This is a genomic window from Streptococcus sp. M334 (assembly GCF_000187745.1).
GTDB lineage: Bacteria > Bacillota > Bacilli > Lactobacillales > Streptococcaceae > Streptococcus.
The window spans coordinates 62,008-73,502 of sequence record NZ_GL732491.1 but is presented as its reverse complement, the minus strand read 5'-3'; the positions used below and the strand labels follow the sequence as shown (position 1 = coordinate 73,502).

11 protein-coding genes and 1 pseudogene are annotated in these 11,495 nt (G+C 39.5%); 2 read left to right on the top strand and 10 right to left on the bottom strand.

Annotation, left to right across the window (positions count from 1 at the left end; all coding sequences use genetic code 11):
- Nucleotides 1-489 (bottom strand): response regulator transcription factor (locus tag HMPREF0851_RS13395; RefSeq protein ID WP_009014410.1); only part of this gene is annotated, 489 nt, incomplete at its 3' end.
- Entirely contained in the window at nt 467-2,227 is a 1,761-nt protein-coding gene (locus HMPREF0851_RS13390; RefSeq protein WP_156790874.1) for a sensor histidine kinase, read from the bottom strand. The genes HMPREF0851_RS13395 and HMPREF0851_RS13390, both read right to left, overlap by 23 nt.
- A 122-nt stretch (nt 2,228-2,349) precedes the next feature.
- On the opposite strand from HMPREF0851_RS13390, the pseudogene HMPREF0851_RS13385 reads away from it, so the two are divergent.
- Nucleotides 2,350-2,631, top strand: a pseudogene (locus HMPREF0851_RS13385) (tRNA-dihydrouridine synthase); the annotation flags it as partial.
- A gap of 70 nt (nt 2,632-2,701) precedes the next feature.
- On the opposite strand, the gene HMPREF0851_RS13380 reads toward HMPREF0851_RS13385, so the two are convergent.
- Nucleotides 2,702-3,400, bottom strand: coding sequence for a hypothetical protein (locus tag HMPREF0851_RS13380; RefSeq protein WP_000730895.1), 699 nt, complete (start codon nt 3,398-3,400; stop codon nt 2,702-2,704).
- A gap of 278 nt (nt 3,401-3,678) precedes the next feature.
- Between HMPREF0851_RS13380 and HMPREF0851_RS0104300 the strand changes: the two genes are divergently transcribed.
- Complete coding sequence (locus tag HMPREF0851_RS0104300; protein WP_000933122.1) at nt 3,679-3,909, top strand: hypothetical protein; 231 nt, start codon at nt 3,679-3,681, stop codon at nt 3,907-3,909.
- A gap of 72 nt (nt 3,910-3,981) precedes the next feature.
- Here the strand turns inward: HMPREF0851_RS0104300 and HMPREF0851_RS13375 are convergent, their stop codons facing one another.
- From HMPREF0851_RS13375 to HMPREF0851_RS13345, 7 genes are all read right to left on the bottom strand, one after another.
- On the bottom strand, nt 3,982-4,755 hold the full coding sequence (locus tag HMPREF0851_RS13375; protein ID WP_000132694.1) for an NUDIX domain-containing protein: 774 nt from the start codon (nt 4,753-4,755) through the stop codon (nt 3,982-3,984).
- 1 nt (nt 4,756) lies between these two features.
- A complete protein-coding gene (gene pnuC, locus HMPREF0851_RS13370) occupies nt 4,757-5,536 on the bottom strand; it encodes a nicotinamide riboside transporter PnuC (RefSeq protein ID WP_000736872.1) in 780 nt (259 codons plus the stop codon).
- Between the two features lie 9 nt (nt 5,537-5,545).
- Nucleotides 5,546-6,604, bottom strand: coding sequence for an AAA family ATPase (locus tag HMPREF0851_RS13365; protein ID WP_000730558.1), 1,059 nt, complete (start codon nt 6,602-6,604; stop codon nt 5,546-5,548).
- 136 nt (nt 6,605-6,740) lie between these two features.
- Nucleotides 6,741-9,173: an ATP-dependent Clp protease ATP-binding subunit gene (locus HMPREF0851_RS13360; RefSeq protein WP_001109658.1), complete on the bottom strand. Its 2,433-nt coding sequence runs from the start codon at nt 9,171-9,173 to the stop codon at nt 6,741-6,743.
- Between the two features lies 1 nt (nt 9,174).
- Nucleotides 9,175-9,633 carry a CtsR family transcriptional regulator gene (locus HMPREF0851_RS13355; protein ID WP_001211271.1) on the bottom strand — a complete coding sequence of 153 codons (459 nt, stop codon included), beginning with the start codon at nt 9,631-9,633 and terminating at the stop codon, nt 9,175-9,177.
- A 118-nt stretch (nt 9,634-9,751) separates the two neighbouring features.
- Entirely contained in the window at nt 9,752-10,480 is a 729-nt protein-coding gene (locus HMPREF0851_RS13350; protein WP_000136220.1) for an ABC transporter ATP-binding protein, read from the bottom strand.
- The gene (locus HMPREF0851_RS13345; protein ID WP_000754555.1) at nt 10,480-11,487 is read right to left on the bottom strand and encodes an ABC transporter substrate-binding protein; all 1,008 of its coding nucleotides are present in this window, start codon (nt 11,485-11,487) and stop codon (nt 10,480-10,482) included. Before HMPREF0851_RS13345 ends, HMPREF0851_RS13350 begins: the two co-directional genes overlap by 1 nt.
- Between the last annotated feature and the right edge of the window lie 8 nt (nt 11,488-11,495).

Here is an 11,495-nt window from a genome sequence, read left to right as displayed (position 1 = left end):
TAAACTATTTGCTATCTTTTCATTAGAATATTCTTTTACAATAAGTTCCAATACACTTAACTCCATATCTGTCAATAGATTATTTTCTTGCTTTTCTAACAAACCATCTGGGATAACGTGATTTCCCTTATAAACAGCATAAATTGCACTTTTAACATCCAAATAAGAACTTTCTTTGGGTAAAAAAGCTTGAATCCCAAAATCCATCGCTCTCTTATGTAACAAAGTGTCATAAAATCCTGATAAAAGAACTATCTTGGGAACTGTATTCAGAAATCTATTTATCTGACTAATAACATCAAATGCCGTTACTCCTTTCAACATAAAATCCATAACTAGCACATCTACCTTTTCATTCTTAAGACAGAGAAGTAAATCTGCTACTTCTGTATAGGACCCAACAATTTCAAAATCATCTTCCTTTAAAAAATAGTTCTCCAATCCTTGTAATACTAAACTGTGATCATCAATCAAAACCAAACGAATCATTTTTCTTCCCTTCTATAGGTATCCGTATCTTCACACTTGTAGGTTCTATATTTATCTGAACAGTTCCCCCCAATAAATGAACCTTCTCTACAATTCTATTTAAACCAAAATGATGTTCATTAGACTGATAGTTTCCCTTAAAAATACCATCATCTATAACTTTAATTGATAAAATCTTTTCTTTTGTAGATAAATCTACAGTAATTTCTCTAGCATTCCCATGAAGAATACTATTATTTACTAGTTCTTTAACTGTCCTTAATACAAACGTGCCCACTTTATCATTAACTTTTTCTTCATCTATTGAAAAAGTTGTCATAATCGAAACAGTTTCCATCTTCATGAATTGGTTTAATATGCTAGTAATAGATTCTTTCAGCCCTAATTCATGCACCATTAAAGGATAGATATTGGAACATAAATCTCTTAATTCAAAGACAATATCATCCAACATCTCTAATAAAGCTACCCTATTAATTTGTTCACTAATTTCTAACTGCTTTTTATAATAAATAACCTTCTGAATTGTAGTATCATGTATAAACGTTGCAATTTCTTCCCTCTCCAATTCAGTAGCTACAAAAGTATGAAAACTACTAAAGATTCCCTCCATTTTATGGCTAATCAACATCATTTTCCTTATTTCAGGTAACAAAGCTAGCGAAAAAAGAAAAGTGTAAAGAACGAAAAAAATTGGAGAAAATTCTCTTAATAACAGACTAAAAAGAATAATTAGACTAGTAAAAAAAACTGCAAATATCAAGTTATATATGAACGGGTTCCACTTCCAAGCAACATATATCATTCGCTCTAGTATCAAGTTATTTACAATAGAGAACAAAATAAGCAACAATAGAGGAATACTATAAATAAACGAAACTTCCTTACCAATCGGAAAAATATATCCAAAAAATAGAGGAAATAAGGCAAGAACTGCTAAAAATAAGGTATGAATTGGCAACATTTCTCTTATCTGAGAGTAATTTATAAGCATCTTTAACAGTAGGATAACTAAAAAGAAAAATACTAAATAAAATACCCCCCTAGAAAAAAAGATGGTCAAAAAATCAATGGGCTGTATAAGATTATAAACAAACAAAAGTTGAGTGATGAGTGAATAGCCCAGTATAATACGAGAAAAGTTAGAAATGGTTGAACCTTTTATCTTCAAGACTAACACTCTAATGAAGATATCCATGAATAATGGAAATAAAGTCAAGTATGAAATTAATAGACTACGACCAAATACATCTCCTATACTTGATGGAATAATCGATAATAACATCAGACTAGTATAAATAATAAAATAAAAATATCGTTTTCCAGTTTTTCCTCTACTTCTCCCTTTTATGTATAAGCGAAATAACAGTAGAATCAGAAAAGCAATGATTGATAAAACAAGAAAGATAATTTGGCTTGATTTCCCAGATTCTATTATTAAATTCTTTGAAATTCCTCTATCTAACACTGTCACAGAATGAAGCGGTTCAACAATTAAAAATCGAGATAATAAGAAATTACTATCTGGACTCTGACCGTCTATTTGTATAATTGATGACCCTATTATCTCTTGATGATTTGCAAAGCTTCCCAGATTATGAACTTGTCTAACTATCCACTCATTATCATGTTTATCTACGGTGATTCCACTGTACGTTCGATTATACACCGCAAATGAAAAATAAAGAAAGAAAATAAATAACAAAACTAAATAAAATCGAAATGTTTTTGACTTCATTTCCATTAAATCTCCATATTTCAATCGATATTGATGTTTATTCTACCATTTTTTCATTCAATAAGACAAGTTTTATAGTTAAATTTATCCTTTTTTATTTCGAGATATAACTGATATAATCTTCCTCCATGGGAAACCCTTACCTCTTCAACCAAATCAACCATTACTTTGAAACAGGAGAGCTCCTCCCTGATTTGACCTTTGAAGACAAGATGAAAATCGCCTACGAACACTTGAAACGATTGATTAACCTCAAAGGAGAAAACGTTGCAGTTCGTGAATTCCGTGGCCTCGCTCCTCACTACCTCCGTGGGACATCTGGTGCAGCTAAACTCCGTGGAGCCATTTCACAAGCCAGTACTTTAGCAGAAATTGAAGCCCTCTTGCAGTTGGATAAGGCTTAAAAGTTTAAAACCCGTAACTCTCTTAAAGTTGACGGGTTTTTGATTATAAATATTCACATACTGAGAGCTATTATTGACTCAAAGCAACACTGGAAACCTTGCCATCTGCTCCTGTTGTAATTTGGATGACTTTTCCTCCACCGATTTTGGCATTATACTTACCATCATCAAGAGTATAAGAATAGCCTCTGATAGAGTAGTTTTCTTTCTTTCCATCAGCAGATTCTACTGTAAATTGACCTCCTGATGAAACTGTAATGGTTTCACCATTGGCTCCCTTCCAATTGCCCGCTGCAGCTGAGAAATCACCATCTACCATGGTTAAAACACCCTTGTAGCGTTTATTTTTCTCTGCTTGCTTGTCTTGAAATTTACGGTCAGTTGTTGGGTCATAGTTTGATTGATTAGACTGAGCTTGAGGAGCCTGTTGAGTTGAAGAAGCCTGAACAGAAGTTTGTTGACTAACCGCCTGTTGATTAGACACCTCTTGACCTTGTCTTTGCTCTGGTGTAGGTGCCGCTTGTGATGGCGTTGCAGTTGCTGAAGATTGATCAGTAGACGCCTTAGTCTTTTCAGATGAAGCTGAACTTGAGGACTTCTGAGTCTTGCTTTCTTGGCTAGAAGAAGCTACTTTAGAGCTTGATGATTGGCTTGTCTTAACAGAACTGCTTGCTTGAGTTGTTTCCTTTTTATTTCCACAAGCTCCTAATAGCAAGGTAGAAGCCAATACAGTCGCTGCCATTAATTTGATATAGGTTTTCTTTTTCATTTTTCTACTCCTTTGTAATATTTTAGAAATATAAAGAAATCTTTTTGTAATGTAATCGTAACATTGAGATTTAAATATGTCAACGATTTATATAAACTATTTTAAAAATCTCATATCATTTAGATATATTTACTCCTCCTACTCTTCTATTCGTAATAAAACAGAAAAACAGGAGATTTTTCTTTTAAAATTTGAATTCGCTCTTTATGTAATCGCTTGCATCTTTAAGTGCAAAGGAATATAATAACATTGAAATAGGATATTGGAGGTGCACCCTTATGCTAAATAAGTATTACAAGTATCTGCCTTGGTTGATTTTGGGAGCTTTCTGGTCTTATCAGTCTGCAATTCGCTACGCTCAGACTACATTTGATTTATTTTACTTAATAACCATTTTTATGATTGTAAATATAGCTTTATTGTACTTACACGAAACCTATTTAAAATATAAATACAAAGATTTATTCATTCGCATCATGAGCAATTCTAAGAAAGATAGCCACCCATAAAAGTAGTCACAACACAAAACCATCTCATGATAGTACATAAAGAGGTCGGTAACTTTTTCCCGGCCTCGCTTTTTATTTCAATCGATAGGTTTTTCTTGGTTTCTTTTTAGGCACTCGTTTGAGTCCGACTTCTTCTACATATTCTCCGTATTTTACGAGAAAGTTATTGCTGACGATGGGACGACCGGGGTTGATAAGATTGACCAGTTCAGTCCCTTCGTAGACAGTGAACTCCTCCTCCAGCAGATAGAGGAAGGTCGGATTCCAGTCGAGACGGCCTTGGATTCGTTTGATGGATTCTTGGATAATGGCATAATGGTCAAAAGCGAAAGCTTGTTCCTCCAACTCCACTCCCTCTAGGTAGCATTTGCCTGTCTGAAAATCGACATCTACAAAAACCACATCCTTGGCATCGTCTCCTGCTTGAACAAGTTCTAATGCACGACTAGGCAGATAAACCAAGTGGGCAATGGTCACTGTCCAGCCCCGTGGGTCACGGTCGGGAGTCGATACGGTCATCAATTGCTCAATTTTTTCCAAAGGAAGATCGAGATTGACTTCTTCACTCACCTCACGCTGACAGGCATGCGCAGCGTCTTCTCCCTTGTCCATAAAGCCTCCAACTAGCGCTAAACAATTTTGATATGGATGAGCTTTGCGACGAATTAATAAGAGCTTGATCTTTCCTTCGACAAAGCAGTAGGCTACCATATCCACCGTCACACTTGGTTTTTCGTATTGAGGGAGTTCCTGCTTGTAGTACCAGTCTAAAAACTCTTCCTGACTTGCATGGATTTCAAAATATTCTCTCTCTGTCATCCCTGCTGGAATCATCGTGTCCGTCATTTTATGCCTCCTTACGAACTGCCTTAGTCCATTGGTACCAACCTACTAGACTATTGAGAGTGTAAACCCAGTACATCCCTTGGATGTGGATGTTTTCACCCCACCAGAGGTAAATACTAAAGAGATTAGTTGCAATCCAGAAAATCCATTGCTCACGGTAGAGACGTGTCATCAAGAGCTGGCCAACACCATTGGTCGCATCAGTAACACTATCACGGAAAGGGCGAGCACTATGGATACTTTGGTATGCCAAGCCCATACCAATCCAGATGATAGCAGTCAAAGCCAAGTACTTGAACCAATCAATAACAGATAATTTCTTAGCTTCAAAGTGAGATTCTTCTACTTTTCCTTGGTCATTAATACGGTTGGACAGCCAAGCATAGAGACCAATCGGCTGCATGACAAAGAAGTAAACTGTCGTCAAAACTTCGCCATAAAAAGTCGCATTCATGGCCAAAACCAAATAGATAGCAGAGTTAATGGCCCCAAAAAGATAATTACTTGCACGCCCTTCTGCTACCAAGATAACACATACAATCCCAGTCCAAGAGGCAAACAAGCTCATCCAGTCATGACTTTCTGTATTTTGCGTGAATTCCAAGATCAAGGGAACACTTGACAGGACGATGAGATACAACCACTGGAAGAGGCTACGGCCGACAAAGAGATCTTTCCAGAGCAGGTTCATGATTCCTGCAAAACCGATCTTGCGGGCTTCCGCATGGACATTTTTAAAGTTTTCGATAAATTGTGTGATTTTTTCAGTTAATTTTTTCATAATTTTCTCCTAATCTGCTTGGTAAATGGCATCAATAGCCACTTTTGCTGCTTCATAATTGCCTAGGTAATCCTCAGCTAGATAAACTAGTGGAATGGTGGTTAAATATCGCTCTCTCATCTGGTCCAAATGCTGGGAAAAACTATGACGAATATGGTCTTCTGCCATGGTCATATCTCTAAATCCGTCATTGACATAGGAACCGACAGGTTGCACGAAGAGAATCAAGTCCCATTTTTCCTTAGCCAAAATCGAGGCAAAGAGATTATCAAAAGTCTCTCCCGATAAGTCCCCTTGATCCTCTGACTCCATGTAATAATCATAGTAGCCCTTGGTTACTAAGGAGTTGGTGTCTGCTATCACCAGTCCCCTATTGGCATTACTGTCAATTAACTTAGAGGTCTGGTCATACTGCCCCAACAGGAGATAATAGTAATCCTTTGGAGTCAATTCATCGTCGCGGACATTGTTTTTGATCTGGTACTCACGTGCGTATTCCAAACTAACTGGTGCATCGTAATACCTTGCTAAATCCTTGGCTATAGTAGTCTTCCCATTGCTGGCACTTCCCATAATCAACACTTTCTTTGTAAACTGACGACGGAAGGGTTGAGCAATATATTTCCAATATTTGCTTGGATTTTCTCGAATCATAGTCGCTGAAATACCAAACTTTCTTTCTTGCAAGACAGTCTCAAAACCACGATTTGATAATTCTTTCTGGTAGTCTGCCTCTCCCACAAAGAAGATTAGTTCTTGCTGGGTTTCATCATAGGAAATCTCTGCAAACATCTGATTCAACCACTCCTGCCAGCCCATAGGGTAACGGGGAAGATTGGTTTCATCTAATTTGCAGACAGAGGTCAACTCGTCATCACGAAAGGCCTCTCGGATATAGCGGAATCTTTTTTGAAGCGTTAATCCTACCTGTTCCCCTCTGTCTCCCTCATAGCCTGAAACAACAAGCCAGACCTGGTCACACTGCCGCTTCGCTCGCTGAATCAGATCGATATGTCCTTGATGAAGCGGAGCAAAGGTTCCAAATACCACTGCTGTTTTCTTTTTCATAAACGTATAGCCTTTTTATATTTTTTGATATTTTCGCTATCTATGTTTTTATTATAAACTATATTTTTATTTTGTCAATAGTTTTTTATTATTTTTTATAAAAAAGAGAATCAAGATTAATCCTGATTCTCCATTTTTATGCAATATCAAATTTTATCTGGCCTTCTTTGACACCAATCTTAAGTGTCTTACCTGCAATTAATTCTCCCTTGAGAAGAAGTTCTGCTAGCTTGTCTTCCACTTCTGTTTGCAGGATTCTACGAAGTGGACGAGCTCCCATCTCTGGGTCATATCCTTGATTGGCCAACAATTTCAGTGCTGAAGCTTGTAATTTCAAGTCAATACCTTTTTCAGCCAAACTTGCCACTAAAGGTTTGACCATAATCTTCACTACTTCCTGCATATTGTCGCTAGATAGGCTATGGAAGACCACCTTCTCATCAATACGGTTAATAAACTCAGGTCTATAAGCCTTTTTCAGCTCTTCAAACATGCGTTTTTCCATATTCTCCTGATCAAAACGAATATCCTTAGCTCCAAAACCGACGGTCTTGTCATCACGAAGGGCTGTCGCACCAAGATTTGACGTCATGATGATAATGGTATTTGAAAAGTCAACCTTGCGTCCCTTACTATCTGTCAAGACACCGTCATCCAAGACCTGCAAGAGAACATTAAAGATGTCTGGGTGGGCCTTCTCTACTTCGTCAAAGAGGAGAACGGAATAGGGTTTGTTACGAACCTTCTCTGTCAACTCTCCACCTTCTTCGTAGCCCACATAGCCCGGAGGAGCTCCGTTGAGACGGCTGGCTGCGAATTTCTCCATATACTCACTCATATCAAAGCGGATAAGGGCTGATTCATCATCAAAGAGAACTTCTGCCAAAGCTTTGGCCAATTCGGTCTTCCCAACACCTGTAGGCCCTAAGAACATAAAGGAACCAATCGGACGCTTGTGACTGCGAATCCCTGACTGATTGCGGCGAATCGCACGACTAATACTGGAAACTGCTTGATCTTGACCGATGACACGTTTGTGCAGTTCAGCTTCCAAGTTTAAGTATTTCTTAGCATCAGTCTGAGTCAGTTTTTGGACTGGAATACCTGACAAACGACTCAAGGTGGTCAAAATATCAGACTCTGTTACCAAGTCTTTATAGACAGGCACTTCCTCTTCTTTTGCGATTAGCTGGGCTGCCTGTTTCCACTTGCCATCCATCAAGGCTTTGTCAGCTGGACTCAAACCTGAATCATCTACTTTTACATGCTTTGCCTTATTTTGCACTGTTGCCGCTGCTTCGTCCAAGAGATCGATAGCAGAGTCTGGCAAGTGACGACTGGTTAAGTAACGATGAGCCATCTTGACGGCTGTTTCAACTGCTTCATCTGTAATTTGCACACGGTGATGTTTCTCATAAGTCGCCTTCAAACCTTGCAAAATGGTCATGCTGTCTGCAACACTTGGCTCTTCAATCGTCACTTTGGCGAAACGACGAGAAAGAGCTGCGTCTTTTTCAATGTGCTTTTGGTACTCTTCCTGAGTTGTCGCACCAACCGTCCTCAAAGTTCCACGCGCCAAGGCTGGTTTCAAGATATTGGCCGCATCTAGAGTTGAGTCAATCCCACTCCCAGAACCCATGATAGTGTGAAGTTCATCGATAAAGAGGATGACTTGGCCATCTTCTTCAATATCCTTGATGATATTGTTCATGCGTTCTTCAAAGTCACCACGGAAACGTGTCCCTGCAACGACATTCATCAAATCAAGCTCTAACACGCGCATCTTAGCCATTTCCACAGGCACATCCCCACTCGCAATACGCTGTGCCAAACCAAGTGCCAAAGCAGTTTTCCCGACACCAGCATCTCCAACCAAGACAGGATTGTTCTTGGTCTTACGGCTCAAGATTTGAATCATACGCGAGATTTCCTTATCCCGACCGATGACTGGTTCTAACTTGCCTGAACGAGCTTGCTCTGTCAAATCATGCGTATAGTCCTCGAGTCCACCACTTGGAGTCTGGGGCATTCCCATCATATTAGCCATAGAATTTTGCTTGTCAGCTACGGTACGATGGCGTTGGCGTAAAGCTTTAAGATCTTCACGATTCCAGCCTGCTCGTTCTTCTAAATTTCGACGAAGGGCTGCAATCTTAACCTGATCTTTCTTGTCTTCATAAGAAAAACCAGCCCTCTCCAAGATACGAGTCGCCAAGGCATTGCCATCATGCAAAATCGCATAGAGGACATGCTCTGTCCCCAGCACCTTAGCATGAACCACTGACGCCACATATTCCGCTTCATCAAAAAGAACCTGCAAACGATGAGAAAACGGCAATTCCATAAAGGTTTCATCCTGGCTATAGTCCGTTTCAGTCAGTTCCAAAGCCACCTCTTCTAAACGGTCCATCTCATATGGATAATCATTTAAAGTCGCCCCTGCCACACTATAACTGTGATTAGACATAGCAATCAACAAATGCCAAGACTCTAGGTAACGAGCTCCAAAATGGCCAGCAACCATGTAGGCACTTTCGATACATTCATTCAATGCTTTTGAATAATTCATCTTACTTCCCTTTTCTATCTACCTCTTGTATGACCTGTCGTAGCATGTTTGCACGAACAACTGGAGCTTCTTCTCCTAGAACGCGATCCAAAGCTACTGTCATCAGCAAATCCATCTCCTGCTTGGTCATCAATTCCTGCTCAACCAAAAGCTGGAGAATATCCTCATAAATTTCTTGACTGACCCGCTCACCAATCGAGTAAAGCAGCTCCCTGAGCATTTCATGATGACTAGAAAACTCAATCCGTCCTATACGAATGTAGCCACCACCACCACGCTTACTTTCAACCAAGTAGCCTCTACTTTCCGTAAAGCGTGTCTTGATCACATAGTTGATCTGACTAGGAACAACCTGGAAGGTATCTGCCAACTGACTCCGTTGCAACTCCACAATACCAGATTGATCTAAAATCGCCTTGATGTAGGCCTCAATATGATCCGATGTATTTTTAAATCTCATTACAAACCCACCTCTCTCTTTAAACCTTGACTATCTTTGACTATTATACCGAAATTTTCTCATTTTTAAAAGAAAAAGGGCGCTGGTAAAGGATAATCTTCACCAACTCCCTATTTTTCTACTTATCTAAGCCTAATTCTGCCAAGATTTGACGTTTGTAGGCAATCTTTTGGACTTCCTTGTCCTCATCTTCAGACCAATCTAGTTTAATTTCTGAAACAATCTGCCCAGGGCGATTTTTCAAGATATAGATGCGGTCGCTAAGACTGAGGGCCTCCTCGATACTATGCGTGATGATCAAGGTTGTTAGCTGCAACTGCTTGTGAATCTCAAGGTACCAAGCGTGGAGTTCCATCTTAGTCATCTCATCCAAGGCGCTAAAAGCCTCATCCAAGAGAAAAAGCTTGTGCCCGAAAAGGTAGGTTCGGAGTAAGGCTACACGCTGGCGCATCCCACCACTAAGTTCATGAGGATACTTGTCCCGTACAGCTGTCAACTGGAAGGTCGCAAGAATTTCATCCGCGCGAGCAATAGCTTCAGCCTTATCCACTTTTTGAATCAAGAGGGGCAGGATGATATTGCCAAGCACCGTCTTGTGCTCCAAGAGTAGATCCTTTTGCAACATATAACTCACGCGCCCCTTGGGATTTTCTTCACCATCAAGGACAATTCGCCCTGACTGAACTTCTAAAATCCCCGCAATTAAGTTGAAAAGCGTAGTCTTACCAACACCACTTGGGCCTAGGATGGAAACCACTTCACCTGAAGTCACCTGCAGGTTGATATCCTCTAAAATCCTCTCTTGACCATAGGCATAACTGACGTGCTCTAGTCTAATTTCTGTCATTATTTCACAAATTCGTTGGTGAAGCCTTTGTCTGTCAAGTCTTCTTTTAGGATACCATTTTCTTTATCCCATTTGTAGAAGGCATTCCAGCGAGCTGCGTCAAATTGACCCCATTTTTCCTTGTCGCTTGCGTATTCTTTTGACAAGTATTTTTGAGATTCGATGACAAAATCACGTTTTTCCTGAAGCTCAGGTGCATTCTTGATGAGAATGTCAGCTGCTTCTTCTGGATGCTCCATAGCATATTGGTAGCCTTTTTTGATAGCTTGGATAACTTTGCGAGCTTCTTCTTTGTTGTCTTTCAAATAGTCATTGTTTGCGATGATTACTGGTGAATAGTAGTCAAACTCCTTGACGTAGTCTTTCAAGTACATGAAGTTAGCCTCCACGCCTTGAGATTTAGCAAGGATTCCATCCCATCCGTAGTAGATCCAAGCAGTGTCAAAGACTCCATTAGCAATCGGTGTGATTGAGTTTGAGTCGTTATTTGGTACTTTTTCAACCTTCTCAAAGTCTCCACCTTGAGATTCTACCAAGGTTTTCAACATAGCAAGTTCAGTTGGGTCATTCCATGTTCCGTATTTCTTACCAACCAAGTCTTTTGGACTAGCTACATTGTCAGATTTACGAGAGATAATTCCTGATGTATTGTGCTCAACAATAGCTGCAACGGCAGTGATTCCTGCGCCTTTTTCCAATTTCTTAGCCATATAGTCTTGGAAATACACTGCAAATGGTGCCTTACCATTGATAACCAAGTCAGAAGAACTTTCTTCTGGTGGCAATTTCAAGTCAACATCCACTCCAGCTTCTTTGAAATAACCTTTTTCCTTGGCAACATAAAGTCCTGTGTGGTTGGTATTTGGCGTCCAGTCTAGGATAAAGTCAATTTTCTTGAGTTCTGCCTCTTTGTTGTTCTTAGAAGCAGTTCCTTGACCACAGGCCACAAGCACAACAGCTACAAGAGCTGTCACAAGCGTTAAAAACACTTTCCATGTTTTTTTCATTTTGATTT

Coding starts and splice junctions, on each gene's coding strand:
- HMPREF0851_RS13390 (WP_156790874.1), bottom strand. CDS start 2,227: ATGAAGTCAAAAACATTTCGATTTTATTTAGTTTTGTTATTTATTTTC.
- HMPREF0851_RS13380 (WP_000730895.1), bottom strand. CDS start 3,400: ATGAAAAAGAAAACCTATATCAAATTAATGGCAGCGACTGTATTGGCT.
- HMPREF0851_RS0104300 (WP_000933122.1), top strand. CDS start 3,679: ATGCTAAATAAGTATTACAAGTATCTGCCTTGGTTGATTTTGGGAGCT.
- HMPREF0851_RS13375 (WP_000132694.1), bottom strand. CDS start 4,755: ATGACGGACACGATGATTCCAGCAGGGATGACAGAGAGAGAATATTTT.
- pnuC (WP_000736872.1), bottom strand. CDS start 5,536: ATGAAAAAATTAACTGAAAAAATCACACAATTTATCGAAAACTTTAAA.
- HMPREF0851_RS13365 (WP_000730558.1), bottom strand. CDS start 6,604: ATGAAAAAGAAAACAGCAGTGGTATTTGGAACCTTTGCTCCGCTTCAT.
- HMPREF0851_RS13360 (WP_001109658.1), bottom strand. CDS start 9,173: ATGAATTATTCAAAAGCATTGAATGAATGTATCGAAAGTGCCTACATG.
- HMPREF0851_RS13355 (WP_001211271.1), bottom strand. CDS start 9,633: ATGAGATTTAAAAATACATCGGATCATATTGAGGCCTACATCAAGGCG.
- HMPREF0851_RS13350 (WP_000136220.1), bottom strand. CDS start 10,480: ATGACAGAAATTAGACTAGAGCACGTCAGTTATGCCTATGGTCAAGAG.
- HMPREF0851_RS13345 (WP_000754555.1), bottom strand. CDS start 11,487: ATGAAAAAAACATGGAAAGTGTTTTTAACGCTTGTGACAGCTCTTGTA.